This is a genomic window from Bradyrhizobium sp. STM 3561 (genome assembly GCF_045571455.1).
Lineage (GTDB): Bacteria > Pseudomonadota > Alphaproteobacteria > Rhizobiales > Xanthobacteraceae > Bradyrhizobium > Bradyrhizobium vignae.
This window is the reverse complement of record NZ_CP120695.1, coordinates 1,967,061-1,990,774: the sequence shown is the minus strand read 5'-3', so window position 1 is coordinate 1,990,774 and position 23,714 is coordinate 1,967,061. Positions and strand designations below refer to the sequence as shown.

Here is a 23,714-nt window from a genome sequence, read left to right as displayed (position 1 = left end):
GGAGCAGCCAGCGAAGACCGTCCTGATCTGCTCGTGCGAAGACACGATGCGTCTCGACGTGGCTGCGATCCGGCACGGATGCCCGAACTGCGAGCTCAAGAGCTTTCGCCACCTCTGCGGTGCGGAGCTCGATCATTTCCGCAACATTGCCGCGGCGGAAGGCATGCTGACGGTCGCCTGCACGCAGCAGGCCGCGCAGTTTTCTGACGAGGCCGGCGAACGGCCTGATGCAATCAGCTTCGTCAATATCCGCGAAACGGCCGGCTGGTCGCGCGAGGCGCGCGGACTGGCCCAAAGATGGCCGGCCTGCTCGCATCCGCCTCCATCCCGGCCCCGGACTATCCGCTCGTCACCTTGTCGAGTGAGGGCGTGATCCTGATCTACGGCCGCGATGAGGCTGCGATCGAGGCCGGCCGCCTGCTTGCCGATCACCTCGACGTCACGGTGATGCTGAAGCAGCTCGATGACGCGGTGCCGCCGGCTGCAACGGTGTTCCCGATCGTCAAGGGTACGATCCGCTCCGCGAAGGGACATTTCGGCGCGTTCGAACTTGCTATCGACGACTATGCGCGTCCCCGCCCCTCCTCGCGCGATCGTTTCGTGCTGGACCCGCCACGAAGCGGCGTCACCTCGCGCTGCGATATCGTGCTCGATCTGTCCGGCGATTTGCCGCTGTTTGCCGCCCACGACTTGCGCGACGGCTATCTTCGCGCCGACCCGAAAGATCCCGCTGCAGTGCTGCGCGCCGTGCTGACCGCGCGCGATCTGGTCGGCAGCTTCGACAAGCCGAGATATGTCGACTTTGCGCCCGCCCTTTGCGCCCATTCGCGCTCGAAGCGCACGGGCTGCCACCGCTGCCTCGATCTCTGCCCGACGGGGGCGATCACGCCTGACGGCGATCATGTCGCAATCGATCCCAACATCTGCGCCGGCTGCGGCCAATGCGCGGCTGCCTGCCCGACCGGCGCGGCCTCCTACGCGCTGCCGCCCCCCGATACACAGCTCCAGCAAATTCGCGCCATGCTGCTCGCCTATCGCGAGGCTGGCGGCGCTGATGCGGTGCTGCTTTTTCATGACGGATCGCACGGCACGCCTCTGATCGAGGCCCTCGCGCGGCATGGCGATGGCCTGCCGGCGAACGCGCTCCCCTTTGCCGTCAACGAGGTCACGCAGGTGGGGCTGGAAGCGATTGTCGGCGCCTTCGCCTATGGCGTATCCGCCGTGCGCTTCCTGCTCCGCGCCAAGCCGCGCCACGATGTGACCGGATTGGCGCAGACGATCGCGATGGCCGAAGCGATTCTAGGCGGCCTTGGATTTGCAGGCCGTCGCCTCGCCACCATCGAAACGGATGATCCCGATGCGCTCGGCGAGCATTTGACCGATATCGGCACGCTTGCCGCGGTCGCGACGCCCGCGACCTTCAAGACCGTCGGCAAGCGGCGCGACCTCTTGCGGTTCGCCCTCGGCGAGTTGCACCGACTGGCGCCGCAGCCGATCGACGTGATCGCCCTGCCGCAAGGTGCGCCGGTTGGCGCAATCACCGTCGATACCGATGGCTGCACGTTGTGCCTCTCCTGCGTCTCCGCCTGCCCGACCGGCGCGCTGCGCGACGATCCCGAGCGGCCCGTGTTGAAATTCATCGAGGATGCCTGCGTGCAATGCGGCCTGTGCCAGAGCACCTGTCCGGAAAAGGTCATCAGCCTCAAGCCGCAGATCGATTTCCGCGCGGCGCGTGCTCCCGCCGCGATTATCAAGGAAGAAGAGCCCGCACTCTGCGTCCGCTGCGGCACGCCCTTCGGCGTGAAGAGCACGATCGACCGCATCGCAGCCAAGCTCGAAGGCCGGCACTGGATGTATCCGGCCGGCGACAAACGGGTCGAGGCACTCAGGATGTGCGCAGACTGCCGCGTCATCGTCATGAGCGAACAGCAATTCGATCCGTTCAAGGGCGTTCCGGAACGAACCCCGCCACGGACGACGGATGACTATCTACGCCAACGCAACGGCAAGGATTAGACGAAGCGGACGTCTTCGCAAGGCCGGAAGAGGCAATCATCGCGACGTCGCGCGGCCCAGGAACTCGGTGAGTGCGCGCCGGTCTTCGGCCGAACCGATGCGTTGCTCCGGCATCTTGGTGCCGGGGGTATAGGTGTTCGGCCCAATTTCGAACAGTCTTGCGACCGTTTCCGGCGTCCAGACGATGTCCATCCTCTTCAGCGCATCGGAGAAGCGATATCCCGGGAGCGAAGCGATCTTGCGGCCATATAGTCCAGCAAGCGTCGGGCCGGCACGCTGCACCTCCTTGTCCGACAGCGTGTGGCAGGCAACACACGCCCGAAATACATCGGCGCCATGATCGCCGGCATAGGCCGCGAGCGGATCGGCCGGTGTGCCGATCAGACCTGAGCCGATGGGATCGCCGGTGCGCGCGTTCCAGCGCCTGATCCTGCCGTCCGCACCACCCGTCATCAGTGTCTCGCGGTCTGGAAGGAACGCGACCGACCACACCGGCTGCCCGGGCCCAACCAGCGTGCGCAGCAGGTTGCGCGACTTGCGATCGATGATCGCCACTGTGCCGCCGATGCCGGCCGCAGCGATCAATGCGCCGTCCGCCGACATCGTCAAGGCCACCACCGGTGTCGGGCTGGCCGCGACCTCGCCGCTGACCTTGCCGTCGGTGCTCAGCATGCGCAGCTTGCCGTCGACCGCGCCTGTGACGATTTCACCATCCGGCGCCACGGCCACCGTGTTCAGCGCCGCCGGCAACGTCACGATTTCCGGCTGGCCATCCGGCAAACGCCAGATTCGCAGCGCAAGATCGTAGCCGACGCTGACAAGTCTGCCGTCCGGCAGGAAAGCGACACCGTTGACGTTCTGCGTATGCCCTTCGAGCGCGCGGGACGTGCCGTCCGATAGCGACCAGAGCCGTACCGTCCGATCCCATGAAGCCGATGCGAGAACCGACCCATCGGGCGACACGGCAAGTGCCGCGATCGGAGCGACGTGCCCTTCCAGCACCCGGTCTGGCTCCTGCCGTCCCGCCGTCCACACCGCAATTCGTGCATCGGCGCCGGCCGTGATCATGCGGCCGTCCTTCAGAATGACGACCGCATTGACGCCATCAGCATGATACCGCAGCACTTGCTCTGCGGTGTCCGTCTTGAGCGACCAGCGGATGACCGCCGTGTCGAAGCTGCCGGAAAGAAGGCTGCCCCCGTCGGGCGAGATGGCGAGAGCCCGTATCGGGCCGCCGTGTCCGACCATGTCGGCGTGCGCGGGCGATGCGGCAAAGATGACCCACAGCGCCGCAGCGATGTTCCTGCACCAAGGCGATCTGTTCATTCGTGGCCGCCCTGCTGACATTCACGCTCTCAAGATTGCCAGAACGGGCAACGGAAATGAATATCCGGGACCGGTCTACTTGGCAGGTGCGGTCGTGGTCTTGGAGGATCCCTCGGGAGCGGCCTGCATTCCAGGCGGACTCTGGCCCTGGGGGCTTTCGGCTGGCGCACCACCCGAACCTGTATTGGTCGGGCCCGTCCAACCTTGCGGCTGTGCTTGACCTTTCTCCTCGGGACGGGTTGGCGTCGGCGAGGAGTTGGTTTGCGCGGGCTGGGCCAGGGCGCTCCCAGCAAAGCAAAGTGCAGCGAAGCACAAAAGCGTTTTCGCTAATCTCACGCAATATCTCCGATGCGCTCACTAACTCGCAAGAACTTCCAAACCCTCCTTCCGTTCCGAAGCGTGCAGTGCAATAGCCCGGCTCGCGCATCCTCCGCCTTGAATGCCGATCGCCCCGACACCAGATTCTGGCTGCTCACGTCAAGGAAGACGGCATGCAGGGGCGAACGGGGCCAATTCTGCGGATGATTGCGCGGCTGCGCGTTCTTGGTGCCATTGATGGCCTGCAAGATCCCGCTGCGCGAGAAGCCTCGCCTTTCCTCCTCCTCGTTGCCGTCGTGCTCGCGCTGCTGCTCGCAGTCTTGGAAGTCGATTTGAATGGCACCGAGCTTCAGTCCCTTGGCTTGATGGGCGATGCGTTTTCCGCCGATCCCGTGTTCAAGAGCCCATAGGACCGCGGAAGCCTTGGAGCGATCAACGAGCTTGCTGGCGGCAAGCCGTGTCGTATAGATGGTTTGCTGGTCCAATCGAGGGAGGCTGAGGATGAAGGCTTTTTTGCTTGGCTGCGTCGCGGCCCTGGTGATTGCGATTGCGGGGATGCTGATCTTGGATCGCGTTCAGGAGCCCGCCGCGCAGGCGTTTGCTACGACCGGGGTGCGTCTCTGAGAAGCACTCAGTCGCGCTTGAGCCCGATCGACTTGACGATGGGAGTCAGGCGGACGAGTTCGTCCTCGACGAGGCGCTGAAATTTATCGGGGCCTGAATCGATGTCCGGCTCCAAACCTTGCGAACGATAGCTTTCCTGCAACTGAGGATCGGCCATCGCCGCGCGGGTCGCGGCGGCGATCCGCTCCACGACCGCGTCCGGGGTCGCTCTTGGGGCAAACAAGCCAAACCAGCCGGCATATCTGAGGCCTGGCATGCCGGATTCGGCAACCGTCGGAACTTCCGGCGCTCCGCTCAACCGCCGGTCGCTCGTCACGGCGATCAGCCGCAGCTTGCCCGCAAAGTGCAATTGCAGGATCTGGCTCGAGACCACTGCAATGACCGAGTTGATCTGGCCACTGACGAGGTCGCTGGTCGCGGGCCCCATGCCCCGGTAAGGGACGTGAACCAAATCCGCCGCAAGACCCGATTGCTGTCTGAACATCTCTCCGACGAGATGATTGCCGGTGCCGACGCCGGGAGTGCCATAGGTAAGCCCACCCGGATTGGCCTTCGCAAAAGCTGCCAGCTCCCGCAGATCCTTCACCGGCAGGGACGGATGAACGGCGAATGCAAGCGTGCTCGTAATCAGCCGGTAGATGGCGCGGAAATCGCGAACCGCGTCGTAGGCGGGCTGCGCCGACGACAACGGAATCGTCACTTGGGTGCTGCCATTGCCGAGCAGAAGCGAGTAGCCATCCGGTGCGCTCTGCGCCACCGCGGCGGAGCCGATCGCACCGCCGGCGCCGCCGATATTCTCGACATGGACCTGCCCCAGCAGCGGAGTGACCTTGTCGGCCCATGGACGGCCGATCTGATCACCTGCAGCGCCAGCCGAATAGGGAATGACCAGCTTGATGGAGCGGGAGGGGTAATCGTCGGCGGTTGCACCACCGGGCCAGGCAGCCAGCGCCGCGAGGCACGCCGCCATATCGAGCAGTTCTCGCCGTGAAAGGGACATCTTCTGCGTATTCGGGACCGAGCTGATCATCTTGCACGAATGAGAGGTCTGGAAAATCCGTGTAAGGAGGTCACTGCCCTGCACTGTGCGGGCGGCAATGGCCGCGCGAGCTGTGTCGCAATCCTTGCCGACGCTCCACCGCTACCAACCGTTTGCTGGCGCGAGTCGATCTTGGGCCCCATATCCATCTCCGGCATCTTAAGGGTTTGGTAACGATACGAACATGGTTGAACGCATTGATGCAAATCGCGCGCCGCCGGTGTTTGACCCGTAACGACCTTGCTATAAGCGCAGCTACGGCTCGACGACGCTCGCGAATGACTTGGTTTCCCTGATTGCGCATGAACAAGCTCAGCAACACGTTCGACATCGTCATCGAACAGTCGTTCGACTTTCTGTCTCCGGAATATGCACAGCTGTTTGATCGCTCGGCCGCCACTGCGTTCCAGCATCCGATCTGGCTGAACAGCCTCTACACCAGGCTCGCGCCCGAAGCGGGTGCGACAGCTTTGGTCCTCGTGGTCCGCTACCGCGCGACGGGGGCCCTTGCGATGGTGTTGCCCCTGCTCCGGATCCGGCGCGGTCCGATACGAACCGTCGAGTTCGCCGACCTCCGCGTTTCCGACTATCTGGCGCCGGTTTGCAGCCCTGACGTGTTGTCGCAACTGCTCGGTGACGCCGCTGCATGCGCGCAGATTCGGCGCCTTGTCCGCCCTTTCGATCTGCTCCGAATGGCCAAGCTGCCCGACGCGCGGCTTCCGATCGAAGAGCTCCTGGGCGCGCCACGACGTGTATCGATGGACACCAATGCCTATGCCACGGTTCTCGTCGCGCCGTTCGAGCAATGGCGCGCCAGCGCGATGGATCGCTCCTATCAGAAGGAGCTCGCAAAGAAGTATCGTCAACTGCAGAAGAAAGGCGCGCTGAGCTTCTCATGCTGCGGCGACGGCCCCGCCGTGCTCGAGACGCTGGATGTGATGAGGAAGTTTCGCGGCCCGCGCTTTCACGCACAGGGCGACGGAGATCTGCTTCAGCGTCCCGAATATTACGGCTTCTATTCCGACGTCGCCCTTCGCGGCATGGGCTCCTTTGTCCGCGTCTATGCCATGAAGATGGACGGCGACGTGATTGCCGCCGTGCTGGGACTGTGCCAGCGGGGCAGCTTCCTCGTCATCATGAGCGCCTTCGATATCGAGGGCTACAAGAGCCAATCCCTCGGCGCGCTGATGTTCGAACAAGTGGCGCGGGATTGTATCGAGCGCGGAGATCAGATGCTCGATTTCACCATCGGCGATGAGCCATACAAGAAGTTGTTCGGCGGGCGGCCTTCGCCGATGTGGGCGGTCACGCAGGCGGGCAGCACCATAGGGGCCATCGCCCTCTTCGCGTTGAAGCAGGCTCCCTGGCTCAAGCTGGCGGCCAAGCGGCTGTCCGATTTGAGGCTCCAGCCCGCCCGCCCCACAACTCCGACGCGCTGACCGGCGGCAGGCGCAGGGCGCAGAGCCTAGGCGCGCAACGCGCCGCGGACACGCTCGAGCCAGCCCGGATTCATTTGGTCGACGCGGTGTGCAAGACTGCGCCGCAGGAAGTGCAACCGCCGCCGCACGTCCCAGCCGATATCGTTGCGGGACGTCAGGGCCTGGCGGAAGCGCGCCATCTTCAGCGACTGCTGGTCCGCCGCGATCTTGTCGCGATCGGAATAGAACTGCGAAATCTTCTCCCGGCCCATGCCTGCGGTCATGAGCCACCGCGGAACGTATTCGGTGCAAAGACGGTCGACGTCCACCAACAGGCGGGCGACGCCCGTGCCGGCGGCGGGACAGTTGGTCTGGAACGCATCGCCGATGAGCACGACGCCGGGCTGGAGATGTCCCTCCACGACAGTCAGATCCATCACCCAATTCTGGACCCGGTCGGTCACGCGGAAATCGCCGAGGTAGGACTGCAATCCCGGCAGCAGGCGCAAAACCGTCGCTTCCGGTTCGCGACGCAATTCGCGCATGATCGGATCGGTCGGATCGCGGAACATGAAGAGATTGGCCCGCATGCCGGCACGGACGGGAAACAGGCTGAGATAGTCGATGCCGTCCGCCGTGCGTTCGCCGTAGCAGGTCAACGCCTCGAAATCGAACGGGCGACCGTCCTTGCGAGCGATCGTGAAGCCGAAAGAAACCGAATGGCGCTCGGCCAGCACACGCCGCCTGATGCCAAGCTTGTGACCCAGCACTGCCGCCATGCCGGTGGCGAGAACAACGAGGCGAGCCGTCACACACCGTCCGGAGGCCAGCTCGAGATGCTGGACGTCGTCGCTGCTGCTGATCGCTGTGACCTCGTCGACGATCAGGTTGGACGGATCGGGAATCTGGCTGCGCGCCATGGCGACGAGATCGGCATAGGGAAATCCGTAAGCCTGGCCGACGCTGACATCGACCACTTTACCCTCCCGGATATTGAGCACCCGCTGATATCGGCAAGCGACGCCGTCGAGCGCGCTGAGGAAGCCCAGCTTGCGGAGCAACTGCAGCTGATGGCCGCCGATCTTTTCGACCCGGAACTCGTCCGGATAGACCGCCCGCTTGTCGACGAGAGCAACGCGATGCCCTGCCCGCGCCAGCACGGCCGCCGCAAGCGATCCCGCAAGGCCGCCGCCGACAATTGCGATGTCCGAGACGATCGGTGCGGTCCCGCCCCCGTCGATCGGCCCGGTCACGGTTCTATCCGTCGTCATGGCTCCTGCTCCCACGGTTAACGGGCGCTTCCAGTGCAATTCTCTCGCCTGATGTCGCATCGCAGAGCCAAGTGCGATCATTTCCGGAGATTGAGGTTAACGACCGGGAGCGTCGGGCACACCGCCGCCATCGCGGCACGCGTCTTGCTCGGGAGGCTCTGCAAATTCCGGATTCCGTCTCGGCGGCCGATCTCCGCGAGCCATTCCGCACTCAAACGGCTGATCTCGCCTCTTTCGGTCGTCGATGCGGCGCTATCACGTCAGTCGATCGGGTCGGACTTTGCATTGCTTGGGACAATGGGGACGACGATGTTCAAGAGTGAAGCAACCGGCGTAACCGCGATATCGTCGCGACCGGCGCGATCTCGCGAGCCGTCCATTAACACTCACGATTTTTCGGCATGCTAGGCTGTCGCCAGTATCGGAACATGTCCCCTTGATCGAATCCATCCTCCAGTTCATGCGGCGCGACGTCACGCGCGGTGTTGTCGGAACCATCCTTCTCAAGGTTGGCAGCGGCGTGCTCGCGTTTGCATTGTTCTCGCTGGCGGCACGAACGATGTCGCCTGATGGCTTCGGCATCTTTGCGACCTGGCTTTCGGTGGCGCAGATCGCAGCCGTCGTGGGACTGGTCGGACAGGAATCCTTGCTGGTGCGATTCCTGAACGAATATCAGGTCGGCGGCCGGCCGGACCTCACCAAAGGTGTCCTCCTGTCAAGCTTGAAGATCGCCTCGGTCGCAATGCTGGTCGTGATCGGCGGGATCGCCGTCGCGGCGAGCGTGAGGGGCGACTGGTGGCTGCTGATCCTTGCGGTGTCCGCCTATACCGCCGTCAATGCCGGCGTGATGCTCGGCAGCCAGATCGCGCGCTCGCTGGTCAGCATTCTCATGGGCGAAGGAAATCGCGAGTTCTTCTGGCGGGTCATCGTCGTCCTGTTCCTGCTCGCGATGCTGCTCGGCCATCGGCAACTCGATCCCGCCGAACTGTTCGCGGTGATGACAATGGCCATGTCGGCAGGGCTGGTTGCGCAGATCGTTTCGATCGCGCGAGTGCTGCCGGATTTGCGCGGTACGCCGGCGCGCTCGGAGACGGCCCGCTGGCGATCGAGCGCCCTTCACTTCTGGCTCGCATCCATCCTTGAAGTCGCCAACCAGTATTTCGACGTCATTCTCGTCTACTGGATGCTGGATCCGGCCACCGCAGGGATCTATTTTGCCGCCTCGCGCCTCGCCAACATCTTCGCCATGCTGTCCGCGGCGCTGTACACGTTCGGCGCGCGCCGACTTCCTTCGCTGTATTTCAGCAAGAACCACCAGGAGTTCGAGCGGACATTACAATTGATGGCGGAAGTGACCGCGCTCTGCGTCATCGCCGGTCTCGCCACGATCTGGATCGGCGGCCCCTATCTCCTCAACCTGTTCGGACCTCATTTCACCGCGCAGCATTCGGTCTTGATCGTGCTCGCAATCGGAACCGCCATCCAGGCAGCTGGCGGCCCGTCGGCTGCGATCCTGCAACTGACCGGTCATGAGAGAATCTATGTTCCCGTCGTTGCCGCCAACGTCGCGCTGCGGCTCGTGGGATTTCTCGTCCTCATTCCCTGGCTCGGCGTGCTCGGCGCGGCGATTTCGGCCACTGTGTCGCTCGCGCTCGCGACGATCGCCCTGAACGTCCTCTGCCGCCGGCGAACCGGGGTGGATCCATCCGTTCTCGTGCTGTTGCGCTTCTCTGCATCGAGGCGCGGCACCTATGCAGTTCGCAGTGCCGACTCGCGTGACTAGATGTCATCGCGCCGTCGTTCAGGTCCGCAGTCACGCGCCGGCAGTGCGCAAGACAGATTTGTTAACGCGCGCGCTGTGCGTCGTCCGGGAACGAGCGAAAATGCTGCGCGAACGACGTCGTAGCCATAGCCTCGCATTAACTCCGTTTGTTGCTAGTCGGTGTCCACCCCGATGGCCGCATGATAGGTACGGAGTCAAGAAGGTGAAGATTTCGTTTCTTTAGCGGGTCGGGATCCGTGCTCCATTATCAGCCGAACAAGGACTTGGGCGAGACGAGCGCGACGGCACCCGCGCGGCCAGACGGCGGCGGGCCGAAGCTGCACGTGCTTCTCGCGCAAACTCAGGCCGAGAACGCCGGTGCGCAGGAGATCTCCCGGCTCCTCGGCGCCGGACTGACCGCTCGCGGCTACCGGGTCACCAATCTATTCTTCTTCCGCAAATCGGACTCCTTCGATGAGCCGCCCGATACGCTCTACTGCGCGCCGAGCCGACCGGGCGATCCGGTGGCGCTGCTGCGGATGCTGTGGACGCTCGGCCGCCATATCAGCACCACCAGGCCCGATGCCGTCCTGACGTTCCAGCATTTCGGCAACGTCATCGGCGGTGGCGTCACGCGCCTCGTCAGCCGTGCACCGGTCGTCGCAAATCAGGTCTCATCCGCGCTGTCGATGAGCTGGCCGGTCCGCACCGCCGACATCGTCATGGGCAGCCTCGGCTTCTTTGACCGCATCACGCTCAATTCGCAGGATATGCAGCGCGAATACTCGCGCTACCCCGCAGCCTACCGGTCGCGCATGGTGCATGTGCCGCACGGCTTCGACGACAAGGCCCTCACCCTGTCGAAGGAGGCTGCACGGCATGAGTTCAATCTGCCGCCGGACTGCGTCCTGCTGGGCTGCGCGGCAAGGCTGCATCCGCACAAGCGGCTCGACATGGCGATACGTCTGCTGCCGGATCAACCGTCCTGGCACCTTGCGCTTGCCGGCCAGGGAGCCGACGAGGCCCGGCTGAGGCAGCTCGCGAACGACTTGAACGTCTCGGACCGACTGCATTTGCTCGGGGAAATCGCCCCCAGCCGGATGGCGGACTTCCTGGCCTGTCTGGACGTGTTCGTATTTCCAACACAGGCCGAAACCTTCGGTCTCGCCGCGGTCGAGGCCGCGAACGCCGGGGTTCCCTCGGTCGTGACCGATCTTCCCGTCCTGCGTGAAGTGTTGTCCTACGAAGGAAGACCGACTGCACTCTTCGTCGATGCCGCCGATCACGCAAAGCTCTCCGCAGCCGTCTCCAAGCTGCTGACGGACAAACAGCTGAGCGACGAACTGCGACAAAATGCCAAGGGCCTACGATTGCGCTATTCGGTAGATGCCATGGTGGAGGAATACGGTCGAATTCTCGACCAGGTCATTTGACCTGATCCGTTGAAATAGATTGGCTCGACATGATCATCGAGTTTCGCTGTGAACGCGAGTACGCGCGGCAGTGGATGGGCCGCGAGACACTGCCGATCGACGGCCGGGACGTTCCGGTTCAAATCGAATGGACGCCAACGGCGGAGCCGCGGCCCGCGGGTCTCGATGCCCTGTTCGAGCTCGAGCGCGTGGTGCTGCACAAGGGCAGACATAGCGGCGCCAACAAGCTGAAGATCGTTCCGGAACGGACACAGGTCCGTACCGAGACGGCCGACGTGGTCGTCGATTTTACGGGTGCCGCGCGGGATCCGGACCGCTCTGCCCGGCTGTATCTTCGGCCATTGTTCAACGGGGTTGCGGGCGAAAATGCCGCGCTCGCCGCCATTCTCGCCGGCGACCTGCCCGTGATCGACATCGTCAACGAGATCGACGGTTCAGTCCTCGACCGCGGCCATCCATCCGGAGAAATTGCCGCAGGTCTCAGCGGCGCGCTCGAAACGGTCATGGCGCGGACCCTGACCATGGTGGCGGCGATCCTGTCGGGAAGGCCGCGTATCGTGCCGCAGCTGGCGCGCCCCGCCGGAAATGGCTTGCCCCGCGGACCCGTTGGCTATGTCGTGCGCGGCCTTGCCATGTCGATCGCCAAGGAAATCTATCGTCTCTGCTGCTATGCTCCGCATTGGCATATCGGATGGCGCTTCAATGACGGCGCGGGCGTCTGGCAGACCGGAGATCTGTCAGGTCCAAGCTGGAACGTTCTGGCAGATCCAGGAAACCACTTCTACGCCGATCCCTTTCCCATCACATGGCAGGGACGGACATTCGTCTTCTTCGAGGACCTCGATCACCGTGTCGGGAAAGGCATCATCTCGGCGATCGAGTTCAATGACGCGGGGCCGGTCGGCGAGGTGATGCCGGTGCTGGAGGAGCCCTGGCACCTCTCCTATCCGTTTCTGATCGAAGACGATGGCGAGCTGTGGATGATCCCGGAGAGCTCGGTCCGCGGGGACGTCGCCCTCTACAAATGCGTTCGATTTCCGGACCAATGGGAGGGATACGCGACGCTCCTTTCCGGCCTCGAGCTGGCCGACGTCACGATCACGCGGCACAACGGCCTCCACTATCTGTTTGGCGCCTGGCGCGACGGAACGGCTGGCTATTCGGATTCACTGGCGATCTATTGCGCCGATCGCCTCTTGGGGCCCTGGCTGCCCCACGCCAGCAATCCGGTCTTGATCGACCGTGCAAGCACGCGGCCCGCGGGGAACTTCGTCACCCTCGATGACAAATTGTGGCGCCCGGTCCAGGACTGCACCGAGGGATACGGCGCAGCGCTTGCCCTGGCGGAAGTGGTCGAACTGTCACCGACGACGTTCAAGCAGATCGTCCGTCACTCTCTGAAACCCGGACCGGCCTGGCCCGGCAGGAAGCTGCACACCTTGAACCGCTGCGGTCGGCTCGAGGTGATCGACGGATCGCGCGTCCAGCCCAAGACCAGTGCCTTCGCAAGCAGATTTCCATCCGCCATGCTGGCTCCGCGCACCAGTCCATATACTGTCCGCTGAAGCCACCGGCGCGCTCGTGCGGCCGATGACGCACCTGCGTCAGCGACGGACGGCGTCGATCAGAACGCCGTCCGTCATCTTGGGTTTGGGTGCTCGCGAGGAGCCGCGACTTACTGGGAGCGATCCGAGGTCCAGCCCTTGTACTCGGCGACGTTGTCTCTGGTCACGAGCTTGGACGGAAGCAGCTCGACGGTCGAGGCCGGCTTCTGGCCGTTGAGAATGCCGACACCGACCTGTACGGCCCGCCGTGCCATGAAGAACGGGTCCTGCGACGCCGAGGCCTGGATCTGCGGCGACTGCGGATCTTTCAGCGCGGCCTCGATATCAGGCGCACCGTCGACCGCGGTGATGATGATGCCGCTACGGTTCTGCTGGCGCGCGGCAAGATCGGTGCCGATCGCCTGCGGATCGTTGATGGCGAAGATGGCGTCGATCTTGGGGAAGCGGGTCAGATAACCCTGCGCGACGGTGAGCCCGCCCTCGCGCGAGCCCTTGCCGTCCTGGTCGCTGGACAGCACCTTGATGCCGGGATTTTTCGAAAAGACGTTCTTGCAGCCGACGACGCGGTCGATCACGGCGGAGACCTGCGGCCCGTTCTCGATGATGACGTCGCCCTTGCCGCCCAATTTGTCGACAATGTACTGGCAGGAGATCTCGCCGGCCTGCACGTTGTTCGTGGTCACGGTGGCGTCGGCGCCTTCGGCCGCGGTGTCGACGGCGACGACGACGATGCCCGCCGCCTGCGCCTTCTTGATCGCCGGCCCGATCGCCTTGGGATCGCCGGGGTTGAGCAGGATCAGGTCGACACCTGCGGCGATGAAATTGTCGATTTGGGTAACCTGCTTGCCGAGATCGTATTCGAATCCGACCGTCGTGATCTTCACGTTGGGATTGGTCTTCTTCGCCTCGAACTCGGCGCCCTTCGACAGCGCGACGAAGAACGGATTGCCCATCGATCCCAGCGAGACGCCGATCGACTTGAGCTCCTTCGCCGAGGACGGCACGGTGCTAAGAACAAGCGCCGTCGCAGCGCCGGCGAGCATGATTGTCTTCAACATGGACTTCCTCCCTGGTCTGTCTTCGTCCCCGGCGCGGCAGACCAGTTGCCGCAACGGAATTCGCATCGAAGGCGCGCCCAGCCTGTCAGGTCCTGGCCGAGCCTTGCAGCCGGTACCGATCGAGCGCCACGGCGCCGATGATCACCAGGCCCTTGATCACATATTGCCAGATATCGGAGACACCGATGAGGATGAGGCCGTTGGACAGCACGGCGATGATCAGCGCGCCGACCAGCGTGCCCCAGATCGAGCCGATGCCACCGACGAAGGAGGTGCCGCCGAGGATCACGGCGGTGATCGCGTCGAGCTCATAGGACTGGCCGAGCTGGAGGCCGTTGGCCGCATAGAGCCGTGCCGCCTGCATGGCGCCGCCGAGCCCGGCGAAAAGTCCGGAGACACCGTAGACGAAGATCAGCACGGCCCAGACCTTGATGCCGGCAAGCCGCGCCGCGCTTTCGTTGCCGCCCACCGCATAGATATGCACGCCGAGCACGGTCCGGCGCAGCACCAGCCACGAGACGAGGATGACCAGCAAGGCGATCACCGAGAGCCACGGGATCGAGAGGGCGCCGGGAACCAGCGTCAGCGAACCGTTGCCGATGAAGGCATAGGGAATGGATGGATTGAACACGGTGGTGTCGGCCCCGAGCAGTCGCGCGAGGCCGCGCACGGCGGTGAGAGAGCCGAGCGTGACGATGAAAGGCGGCAGGCGGAGCAGCGCGATCAGCGCGCCGTTGACGACACCAAAGCCAAATCCCGTGAGCAGCGCGGCCGGCAGCCACAACATGCCGAGTTCCGGCAGCTTGGAGAGCGTCAATCCTGCCATTGCGGAGGCCGCCAGGATCGAGCCGACCGAGAGGTCGATGCCGCCAGTGAGGATGACGAAGGTCATGCCGGCCGCGAGCACCGTGTTCACCGCGGCCTGTTGCAGCACGATGCCGAGGTTCTGTCCGGTGAAGAAGCGGCCCTCGGACAGCACGTGGAAGCCGATGCACAGAATAAGCAGCACCGGCAGCATGCCGAGCGCACTGATCAGCATCCTCATCCGCTGACGCCTTGTCTCTGCGGCAGCACCGTTGGTCGTCGTCGATGCCGGCTTGGCCTCCGCAGCACCATTACTAGGCATCGAGATGCTCCATTCCCGTGGCAAGCGCCATGATGTCTTCCTGCGTCAGCGGCGAGTTCGGGCCGCGGGTGACCTCACCGGCGATGTGTCCGGCCCGCATCACGACGACGCGGTCGCAAATGCCGATGATCTCGGGCAGATCGGACGAGATGACGAGGATCGCGGTGCCGGCCTTGGCCAGATTATCGATGATCGAATAGATCTCCGACTTGGCGCCGACGTCGACGCCGCGCGTCGGCTCGTCGAGGATCAGTACCTTCGGCGCAATGGCGAGAAGCCGCGACAGCAGCACCTTCTGCTGGTTGCCACCGGACAGGCCACCGGCGGGAACGCCGGCATTGGCGGCGCGGATGCTCAGGCCTGCGAAGGCCCGGTCGGCGCGCTCACGCGCCTTGTCGCGATCCAGCACCCAGCCGAGCTTGGCATCGCGCGCGAGCACGGCGAGATTGATGTTGTCCAGGCACGACATGTCGAGAAACAGCCCGAGCGTCTTCCTGTCCTCCGTTAGATAGGCGATGCCGGCCTCGAGCGCCTCGCCAGGCGTGCGGATCTCGACCGGGCGCCCCTCCAGTTCGAGCCGGCCGGAGGTCTTCGGTGACGCGCCGATGATGAGGTGCGCAAGCTCGGTGCGGCCGGCGCCGATCAGGCCGGCGAGCCCGACCACCTCGCCCGCGTGCACGGTGAGCGAGCAACCCTTGACGCGCTGGCCATCGGCCATGTCGATCGCTGCGAGCACGGGGTGCCCCCGCCCCGCCTCCGGATCGTGGTCCTTCTTGTAGAACGAGGAGACGTCACGCCCGACCATCAGCCGGACGATGGTGTCGGCGCGGATCTCGGGCTTGTCCAGCGAACCGACCAGCCGGCCGTCGCGCAGCACGGTGACGCGGTCGCCGAGCGCGTAGACCTCGTCCATGCGATGCGAGATGTAGATGATGGCAAGCCCCTCGGCACGAAGCTGGCGGATCAGCGCGAATAGCCGCTCGCTTTCGGCAGCCGACAACGAGGTGGTCGGCTCGTCCATGATCAGGATCTTTGATCGGGCGTGCAGCGCACGCGCGATCTCGACCAGCTGCCGCTGGCCCATGGACAGATGCGCCACCAGTGTCGATGGCAGAAAGTCCGCGCCCAGTCTCGTCAAGATGGGGCCAACGCCCTCGCGCATCGCCCCGCGCGCCAGCAAACCTGATCGCGACATTTCCCGGCCGAGATAGATATTCTCGGCCACGGTGAGATTGGGAGCGAGCGACAGCTCCTGATAAATGATGGAGATGCCCGCAGCGCGGCCGCCGAGCGGGCCTTCGATCCGCACTGCCTTGCCCTCGATGCGGATCTCGCCGCCGGGATCAGGCCTGTAGGCGCCGGACAGGATCTTCATCAGCGTCGACTTGCCGGCGCCGTTCTCCCCCATCAAAGCATGGATTTCGCCGGCATAGACGGTGAGATCGACAGCACGCAACGCCTTGATGCCGAAGAAGGTCTTCGAGACCCCGCGCATCTCGAGGATCGGATCGTTCATCGTGCCTCCCGGCGCACAATGCGTTTCCCACCCGCGTCTCGATCTTCCTGTCAGCGCGGTTTGGTCATTAAACAAAAGCGGGTGACGCAGGGCAATACCGAAGGCGAATATACCGAAGTATGCACACCAGATTGGACCAGCTAGTGGCGCGGCCGATACAGTTCACGCCACGCGGGAAGCCGCTCGGCATAGGCATCGACCAATCCGGCGTCGGGTTCGAATGTCTCGATGCGCTGCGGACGTGTGCACACGATGTCGATTGCCTCCCCCGTGACAGCAAGTCGCCCCAATCTCGCCGCACCGAATGCGGCGCCGGTCTCGCCTCCGGCAAAACGATGGACCGGAATATTCAGCACGTTGGCCAGCACCGAGAGCCAGAACGGGGACCGTGAACCACCACCAATGACATCGGTTTGCGCAATCGCAATGCCGGCATCCGCGAGCGCGCCGCGGCAATCGGCAAGCGCGAAGGCAACGCCCTCGAGCACCGCCTGCACGATCGCGGAGCGATCGGTATCATGGCTCAAGCCATCGAGCATGCCGCGCACCGCGAGATCGTCGTGCGGGGTCCGCTCGCCTGCGAGATAAGGCAGAAAGCTCACGGGCGACGGCGCCGGCGGGCGTGCTCCAAGTGGCGCCAGCAGCTCGGCTTCTGTGACACCGAACAGGCGCGCAACCCAGGCGAGGCAGGACGCGGCCGAGAGGATCGCGCCGGCCTGGATCCACATGCCGGGGATGGCGTGGCAGAACGTGTGCACCACGCGATCGGGATTGGCGGCTATTCTGTCGGTCGGCGACAGCAAGGCACCCGAAGTTCCCAGCGAGATGAACGCAGTGCCAGGCCGGATCGCGCCGATGCCGACGGCGCCCGCGGGATTATCGCCGGCGCCGCCCGCGATCACCGGCGGCCTCGCCATGCCCCAGCGCTGCGCGAGTTCGCGGCGCAGCGTTGTTGCAGGCGCGCAGCCCTCGACCAGGCGCGGCATGTGCTCGCGCGATAAGCCCGTCGCTGCCAGTGCTGCGTCCGACCAGTCCCGGCGCGCGGCATCGAGCCACAGCGATCCCGATGCGTCCGAGACATCCTCGACGGCCTCGCCCGATAGCACCAGGCGCAGATAGGCCTTTGGAAGCAGAACGAGCGTGGTCGCCGCAAAGATGTCAGGCTCGTGCGTGGCGATCCAGAGCAGCTTTGGCGCAGTGAAACCCGCCATAGCCTTGTTGCCCGTCACCGCACGCAAGGCGGGCCAGCGCTGCTCCAGCACGCGGCACTCCGCGGCCGCGCGTCCGTCGTTCCAGAGGATGCAGGGCCGCAAGGGTCTCAAGCTCGCGTCGAGCAGCGTGGCGCCATGCATCTGTCCGGACAGTCCGATGCCTTCGACCGCCGCCAGCGCAGACGCATGGCTCGCCTTCAGCGCATCCACCGTGGCAAAGGTCGCAGCGATCCACTGCGCGGGATCTTGCTCGTAATAGCCTGATTGCGGCGAGGCCGTCGCGAGCGGCCGGCTCTCGCTTGCAATCACGCGCTGCGCATCGTCGACGAGAACGGTCTTGACCGCTGAGGTGCCGAGATCGATTCCAAGATACATGAATGCTTCCCGCTCACTTCGCCGCGTCGATCCAGATCCCCGGCTCGGAATGCTCGCGGATATGGCTGACCAGGAAGTCCGAGAAGACCCTGATCTTGGCGGGCAGCCTGACGCGGTTCTGATAGGCGATGTTCATGGTCAGCAGCGGCAGCTGCCAGTCCCTCAGGACGGGCACCAACCGGCCGGCCGCGATGTCGCCCTGCACGATGTAAAGCGGCTGGATCAGGATGCCGAGCCCTGCGCGCGCCGCACCACAGATGATCTGGCCGTCATTGCTGTCGAGCGTCGGTGCGATCCGAACCGTCTGCGTCGTGCTGCCCTTGCTCAGCCGCAGTGAATAGGGATCATTGGCGAGATTGTAGATCAGCATATTGTGGCGGGCGAGATCGGCGGGATGCTCCGGCCGGCCGTGCTTCTCCAGATAGGTGGGAGCGGCCGCGAGCACGCGGTGCATCTGGCCGATACGGCGGACGATGATGTTGGAATCCGGCTCGTGCTCCCGCGTGCGGATCGCGACGTCGATGCCGGCTTCGATGAAGTCAGGGTAGCGGTTTGCGCTGATGATCTGCACGCTGAGATTGGGATAGAGCGCGCGGAAGGCGGGCAGCATCGGCGCGAGGTAGATCATCGCGAAGGACAGCGAGCTCGTCACGCGCAGCATGCCCTTGGGCGACAGCGCGCGGTCGGAGACGGCGTCCTCGGCCTCGGCGAGCTCGTTCAAGAGCGTACTGCAGCGCTGCAGGAGCTCCTGCCCTGCTTCGGTCAGCCACTGCCGGCGGGTGTTGCGCTCGATCAGCCGGACCGCGAGCCGCTCCTCAAGCGCGCTGAGGTGACGGCTGGCGGCCGCGTTCGACATCCGCAGCGTTTCGGCGGCTTTGGAAAGGCTGCCGAGCTCAGCGGTTTTGGAGAAGACCTCGAGTTGGAGAAGCCGGTCCATTCTTACGCTATGAGGAAAAGAGACTTACAAATTTTGACCTTTATTTCCGATTTCTGCAAGGCAATATAGCGCCAACAAAACACCGTCGCAGGCGAGGAAATCAGGAAATGTCGGGCCCGATCAGGCACATCGTGATGTGGCGGCTGCGCGGGGAGACGCCTGCGGAGCGTTCTGCCGCCCGCCTCAAGGTCAAGACCCTGTTCGAGGGCCTCAAGGGCCGGATCGAGGGCCTCACCCATATCGAAGTCGGCGTGGACGTCAGCGCTGTCGACTACGCCTGCGACGTGGTCCTGTTCTCCGAATTCAAGGACCAGGCGGCGCTTGCCGCCTATGCCAACCACCCCGAACATCTGCGCGTGCGCGAGGCCTTGGGCGACTTGCGGATCGGGCGCTTCCAGGTCGATTATCCCATCAAAGAGACCGGCGCATGATCGGTTCGTTCATCTTTGAAAACCTGCCCTGCCGCGTCGTGTTCGGCAGCGGAACGCTGGCCTCCGCCAAGGCCGAAGTCGAGCGGCTCGGCGGCAAGCGCGCGCTGGTGCTGACGACGCCGCAGCAGGAGGCGCAAGGCAAGAGCCTGGGGATCGCGCTCGGCCCGCTCTATGCCGGCATCTTTCCCGGCGCCACCATGCACACGCCGGTCGAGGTCACGGAACGTGCGCTCGTTGTGATGAAGGCGTGCGAGGCCGACTGCGTCGTGTCGCTCGGCGGCGGCTCAACCACGGGTCTCGGCAAGGCTTTGGCCTTGCGCACCGGCGTCAACCAGCTCTGCATCCCCACCACGTATGCCGGCTCGGAGATGACGCCGATCGTCGGCCAGACCGAGAAAGGCCTGAAGACCACGGTGCGCGATGCAGCGGTGTTGCCGGAGACGGTGATTTACGATGTGGATCTCACCCTGACGCTGCCGGCAAGCCTGGCTGCGACATCGGGCATCAATGCGATCGCGCATGCGGTGGAAGCGCTCTATGCACGCGACGCCAATCCCGTGACATCGCTGATGGCGGAGGAAGGCATCCGCGCGCTGGCGCGCGCCCTGCCCGCGATCGTCGCCGAAAGCGACGACCGCGAGGCCCGCACCGAAGCGCTCTATGGCGCCTGGCTGTGTGGCGTCTGCCTCGGCACCGTCGGCATGGCGCTGCACCACAAGCTGTGCCATACGCTCGGCGGCACCTTCGATCTCCCGCACGCCGAAACCCACACCATCGTGCTGCCGCATGCGCTGGCCTACAACGCACCGGCGGTGCCCGAGGCGATGGCGCGCATCTCGCGCGCCATCGGCGCAGCCGATGCATCGCAGGGGCTGTACGACCTTGCGAAGGGGTTGGGTGCAAAGCTTGCGCTGCGTGATGTCGGCATGCCCGAGAGCGGCATCGACAAGGCGGCTGATCTCGCGGTGACGAATGCGTATTGGAATCCGCGGCCACTCGAACGGGGCGCCATCCGCGACCTGATCGCGCGCGCCTGGGCCGGCGAGCCGCCGAGCGCCATCAAAGCGGGGGCGTGACGCGATGCGACGCACGCTGATCAAATCCGCAACTGTCATCAGCATGGATGACGCGATCGGCGATCTTTCGGGCGGCGATGTGCTGGTCGAAGGCAACCGTATCGCTGACGTGCGCCCGTCGATCGATCTTGGCAGTGGCGCCACCGAGGCTGAGATCGTCGACGGCACGGGGCGCATCATCATCCCCGGCCTGATCAACGCGCATATGCACACCTGGCAGACGGGCTTGCGCGGCTTTGCCGCGAACTGGACGCTGCTCGAATATTTCCGCCGCATGCATGCCGGCCTCGCAACCGTGTTCCAGCCTGCGGACATCCATATCGCGACGCTGGTCGGCGCGCTGAACCAGATCAATCACGGCGTCACCACGCTGGTCGACTGGTGCCATAACAATCCGACGCCTGATCATACCGACGCCGCGGTGCGCGGCCTGATCGAGAGCGGCATCCGCGCCGCGTTCTTCCACGGCTCGCCAAAACCGGAGCCGAAGCCGGGCGAGCCGCACTTCTCGGAGGTACCGCATCCTCGCCGCGAGGTCGAGCGGCTGCTGGCCGGCCCCCTCGCCGCCCGCGACGGCCTCGTCACGCTCGGGCTCGCCATCCTCGGCCCGCATTATTCGACGCTCGACGTCGCCATGCACGACTTCCGCCTGGCGCGGGAGTTCAAGCTGATCGCGTCGATGCATCAGGGCGGCGGCCCGGCCAAGACACAAGGCGGCTGGGAGAGGCTGATCGAGGCCGGGCTCGTCGGCACCGGCGTCAATGTCGTTCACGGCAACGATCTGCCCGATGAGTTGCTGGACCGGATGATTGACCTCGGCGTGTCGTTCTCGGTCACGCCCGAGAACGAGATGATCCAGGGCCATGGCTTTCCGATCACCGGACGTCTGCTGAACCGCGGCGTGCGACCGACGATCGGCATCGATCTCGAATCCGTGCTTGCGGGCGATCTCCTTTCCGCCGCGCGCGTCGCGCTGTCGATGCAGCGGGCGCTCGACAATGCGGAGTCGCGCAAGGCGAGCGGCGCCATTCCGGCAACGACCACGATTGCAGTGCGCGAGGCGCTGTGCTGGATCACGACGGAAGGCGCCCGCATGCTCGGCCGCGAACACCAGATCGGCTCGCTGACGCCGGGCAAGCTCGCGGACCTCGTCATCATCAACGCCTCCGATCTCAATCTTTGTCCGGTGCACGATCCCCTCGCGACCGTGGTGATGCAGACGAGCCTCGCCAACATCGAGGCCGTCATGATCGGCGGTGTCTGGAAGAAGCGGAATGGCCGGTTGCTGGCCGAGGGGCTGGAGACCAAGAAGGAGCTGCTGGCACAATCCGGCCGGCGATTGGTGCAGGACATCGAACGACAGGGAGGCGCCGCCTGAGGGCGCCAATGGACAAGAACAATGACTGATGCTCTGAAAGACGTCGCTTTCATCGGGATCGGCAAGATGGGCTTGCCGATGTCGGTGCTCGTCGCCAAGGCCGGTTACACCGTGACCGCATTCGATCAGAACGCGGGGCGCATCGCCGAAGCACGCACGCAGGGCATTGCAACTGCCGCTTCGCCGGCCGAGGCCGTGGGCGGCAAGACCGCAGTCGTCACGTCCCTGCCCGACGACGCCGCTTTGCGCGGCGCGCTGCTCGGTCCTGCCGGCCTCATCGCCGCGATGACACCCGGAGCCGTCTTGATCGAGACCAGCACCGTGAGTGTCGAGGCCTCGACCGAAGTTGCAGCCGCCGCGCAGGCACGCGGCATCGCCTATCTTCGTGCACCGGTCTCCGGCAACGCCAGCATCGTTCATACCGGCGCTTTGACCTGCTTCGTCTCGGGGCCGAAGGACGCTTTCGAAAATACAAAGCCGCTGTTCGCCGCCTTCACGCGCGCCCAGACCTATCTCGGGCCGGCCGAGGAAGCCCGCTACGCAAAACTCTCGGTCAACCTGATGATCGCGGTGTCGGCGGCGATGATGGCGGAGAGCCTGGCGCTGGCGCGCAAGGGCGGCATCGCCTGGCAGGACATCTTGAAAGTGCTCGATGACAGCGCGGTTGCCTCGCCCATGGTGAAGTACAAGACCGCGCCGCTGCGGACCCGCGATTTCGAGTCGACCTTCTCCTGCAGGCAGATGGCCAAGGACCTCGACCTCATCTTGGGTGCCGGCCATGCCGTCGGCGTGCCGCTGCAGCTCGCCGCCCAGGTGCGCGAGACCTATGGCTCGCTGGTCGCGCAGGGCGAGGGCGACACCGATTTCATCGCGACCGTCAAGCATCTCGAACGGTTGTCCGGCCTCGGCGAGCCGAAGCTGTGATCAACGGAGGCACATATGCGTAATTTCAACGAGACCACCATCACGGACGCCGTGCTGGAGCGGATCGCGGGCGCAACCGACCCACGGATCAAGGAGGTCAGCGAGGCGCTGGTGCGCCATCTCCATGCCTTCGTCCGCGAGGTGCGGCCGACCCAGAAGGAATGGGAGTACGGCATCGACTTCCTGACCCGCACCGGGCACATGTGCGATGACAAGCGCCAGGAGTTCATCCTGCTGTCCGACACGCTCGGCGTCTCCATGCTGGTCGATGCCATCAACCACCCGGTGCCGGAAGGCGCGACCGAAACCACGGTGCTCGGCCCCTTCTTCGTCCAGGCCGCGCCGGAGAAGGATAGCGGCGCAGATATCTCCGGCCCGATGGAAGGCGACCCTATGCTGGTCACCGGCTCGGTCTCGACCGTTGACGGCAAGCCGCTCGCGGGCGCCATCGTCGACGTCTGGCACTCCGACGATGACGGCTATTATGACGTGCAGCAGCTCGACGCCATCGGCGATCTCGCGATGCGTGCCCGCTTCCACACCGATGCCAATGGACGCTTCCATTTCTGGTCGATCAAGCCCGCCGCCTATCCCATTCCGCATGACGGCCCGGTCGGCGAGATGCTGGAGGCGCAGGGACGCCATCCCTGGCGTCCCGCACATGTGCACTTCATGATCTCGGCACCCGGCTTCGAACAGCTCGTGACGCACGTGTTCGTCGCCGGCGACCAATATCTCGACAGCGACGTCGTGTTCGGCGTGAAGGACAGCCTGATCCGGGATTTCGTCCGTCATCCCGCCGGCCGTGCGCCGGATGGTCGCATGATCGAACGCGCGTATTTTCACCTCAACTATGATTTCGGCTTGAAGCAGGTTGCGAGCAACGCAAGAGCCGCCTAAGCCGAACGAC

General features: G+C 64.6%; 19 protein-coding genes and 1 pseudogene. 11 read left to right on the top strand and 9 right to left on the bottom strand.

What is annotated here, in order from left to right:
• Positions 1 to 46 precede the first annotated feature (46 nt).
• A pseudogene (locus P6U28_RS08970) lies at positions 47 to 2,016 on the top strand (4Fe-4S binding protein).
• Positions 2,017 to 2,052: 36 nt separating this feature from the next.
• On the opposite strand, the gene P6U28_RS08965 reads toward P6U28_RS08970, so the two are convergent.
• Complete coding sequence (locus tag P6U28_RS08965) at positions 2,053 to 3,342, bottom strand: c-type cytochrome (protein ID WP_244607680.1); 1,290 nt, start codon at positions 3,340 to 3,342, stop codon at positions 2,053 to 2,055.
• Between the two features lie 332 nt (positions 3,343 to 3,674).
• A complete protein-coding gene (locus P6U28_RS08960) occupies positions 3,675 to 4,145 on the bottom strand; it encodes a hypothetical protein (protein WP_160118838.1) in 471 nt (156 codons plus the stop codon).
• Between the two features lie 16 nt (positions 4,146 to 4,161).
• On the opposite strand from P6U28_RS08960, the gene P6U28_RS08955 reads away from it, so the two are divergent.
• Positions 4,162 to 4,284 carry a hypothetical protein gene (locus tag P6U28_RS08955; RefSeq protein WP_283809894.1) on the top strand — a complete coding sequence of 41 codons (123 nt, stop codon included), beginning with the start codon at positions 4,162 to 4,164 and terminating at the stop codon, positions 4,282 to 4,284.
• Between the two features lie 7 nt (positions 4,285 to 4,291).
• On the opposite strand, the gene P6U28_RS08950 is transcribed toward P6U28_RS08955, so the two are convergent.
• Positions 4,292 to 5,284, bottom strand: a complete 993-nt coding sequence (locus tag P6U28_RS08950; RefSeq protein ID WP_244607681.1) for a tripartite tricarboxylate transporter substrate binding protein — start codon at positions 5,282 to 5,284, stop codon at positions 4,292 to 4,294.
• A 341-nt stretch (positions 5,285 to 5,625) separates the two neighbouring features.
• Here P6U28_RS08950 and P6U28_RS08945 point away from each other — a divergent pair, with 341 nt between their 5' ends.
• The gene (locus P6U28_RS08945) at positions 5,626 to 6,762 is read left to right on the top strand and encodes a GNAT family N-acetyltransferase (RefSeq protein ID WP_122403942.1); all 1,137 of its coding nucleotides are present in this window, start codon (positions 5,626 to 5,628) and stop codon (positions 6,760 to 6,762) included.
• Between the two features lie 26 nt (positions 6,763 to 6,788).
• On the opposite strand, the gene P6U28_RS08940 is transcribed toward P6U28_RS08945, so the two are convergent.
• Entirely contained in the window at positions 6,789 to 8,012 is a 1,224-nt protein-coding gene (locus P6U28_RS08940; protein ID WP_407122072.1) for an FAD-dependent oxidoreductase, read from the bottom strand.
• Positions 8,013 to 8,448: 436 nt separating this feature from the next.
• Between P6U28_RS08940 and P6U28_RS08935 the strand changes: the two genes are divergently transcribed.
• The 3 genes from P6U28_RS08935 (at position 8,449) to P6U28_RS08925 (ending at position 12,772) form a co-directional block, all read left to right on the top strand.
• The gene (locus P6U28_RS08935) at positions 8,449 to 9,795 is read left to right on the top strand and encodes a polysaccharide biosynthesis C-terminal domain-containing protein (protein WP_122403943.1); all 1,347 of its coding nucleotides are present in this window, start codon (positions 8,449 to 8,451) and stop codon (positions 9,793 to 9,795) included.
• A 236-nt stretch (positions 9,796 to 10,031) separates the two neighbouring features.
• Positions 10,032 to 11,207 carry a glycosyltransferase family 4 protein gene (locus P6U28_RS08930; protein ID WP_122403944.1) on the top strand — a complete coding sequence of 392 codons (1,176 nt, stop codon included), beginning with the start codon at positions 10,032 to 10,034 and terminating at the stop codon, positions 11,205 to 11,207.
• Between the two features lie 29 nt (positions 11,208 to 11,236).
• The gene (locus tag P6U28_RS08925) at positions 11,237 to 12,772 is read left to right on the top strand and encodes a hypothetical protein (RefSeq protein WP_122403945.1); all 1,536 of its coding nucleotides are present in this window, start codon (positions 11,237 to 11,239) and stop codon (positions 12,770 to 12,772) included.
• 110 nt (positions 12,773 to 12,882) lie between these two features.
• On the opposite strand, the gene P6U28_RS08920 is transcribed toward P6U28_RS08925, so the two are convergent.
• The 5 genes from P6U28_RS08920 to P6U28_RS08900 form a co-directional block, all read right to left on the bottom strand.
• Entirely contained in the window at positions 12,883 to 13,830 is a 948-nt protein-coding gene (locus P6U28_RS08920) for an ABC transporter substrate-binding protein (protein ID WP_122403946.1), read from the bottom strand.
• An 85-nt stretch (positions 13,831 to 13,915) separates the two neighbouring features.
• A complete protein-coding gene (locus P6U28_RS08915) occupies positions 13,916 to 14,956 on the bottom strand; it encodes an ABC transporter permease subunit (protein WP_122403947.1) in 1,041 nt (346 codons plus the stop codon).
• Positions 14,949 to 16,472 (bottom strand): sugar ABC transporter ATP-binding protein, encoded by a 1,524-nt coding sequence (locus P6U28_RS08910; protein ID WP_122403948.1) that lies wholly within the window; start codon positions 16,470 to 16,472, stop codon positions 14,949 to 14,951. Before P6U28_RS08910 ends, P6U28_RS08915 begins: the two co-directional genes overlap by 8 nt.
• Positions 16,473 to 16,612: 140 nt before the next feature.
• Positions 16,613 to 18,058: a xylulokinase gene (xylB, locus tag P6U28_RS08905; protein WP_209296288.1), complete on the bottom strand. Its 1,446-nt coding sequence runs from the start codon at positions 18,056 to 18,058 to the stop codon at positions 16,613 to 16,615.
• Positions 18,059 to 18,071: 13 nt separating this feature from the next.
• On the bottom strand, positions 18,072 to 18,995 hold the full coding sequence (locus tag P6U28_RS08900; protein WP_122403949.1) for a LysR family transcriptional regulator: 924 nt from the start codon (positions 18,993 to 18,995) through the stop codon (positions 18,072 to 18,074).
• Between the two features lie 107 nt (positions 18,996 to 19,102).
• On the opposite strand from P6U28_RS08900, the gene P6U28_RS08895 reads away from it, so the two are divergent.
• From P6U28_RS08895 to P6U28_RS08875, 5 genes are read left to right on the top strand one after another with little or no spacing between them, the layout of a single operon-like run.
• Entirely contained in the window at positions 19,103 to 19,426 is a 324-nt protein-coding gene (locus P6U28_RS08895) for a Dabb family protein (RefSeq protein ID WP_122403950.1), read from the top strand.
• Complete coding sequence (locus tag P6U28_RS08890) at positions 19,423 to 20,502, top strand: maleylacetate reductase (RefSeq protein ID WP_122403951.1); 1,080 nt, start codon at positions 19,423 to 19,425, stop codon at positions 20,500 to 20,502. The genes P6U28_RS08895 and P6U28_RS08890 overlap by 4 nt, the downstream gene beginning before the upstream one ends.
• 4 nt (positions 20,503 to 20,506) lie before the next feature.
• Positions 20,507 to 21,880, top strand: coding sequence for an amidohydrolase family protein (locus P6U28_RS08885; RefSeq protein ID WP_209296287.1), 1,374 nt, complete (start codon positions 20,507 to 20,509; stop codon positions 21,878 to 21,880).
• 21 nt (positions 21,881 to 21,901) lie between these two features.
• Positions 21,902 to 22,804: an NAD(P)-dependent oxidoreductase gene (locus P6U28_RS08880; RefSeq protein WP_122403953.1), complete on the top strand. Its 903-nt coding sequence runs from the start codon at positions 21,902 to 21,904 to the stop codon at positions 22,802 to 22,804.
• A 15-nt stretch (positions 22,805 to 22,819) separates the two neighbouring features.
• The gene (locus P6U28_RS08875; protein WP_122403954.1) at positions 22,820 to 23,704 is read left to right on the top strand and encodes an intradiol ring-cleavage dioxygenase; all 885 of its coding nucleotides are present in this window, start codon (positions 22,820 to 22,822) and stop codon (positions 23,702 to 23,704) included.
• Positions 23,705 to 23,714 lie beyond the last annotated feature (10 nt).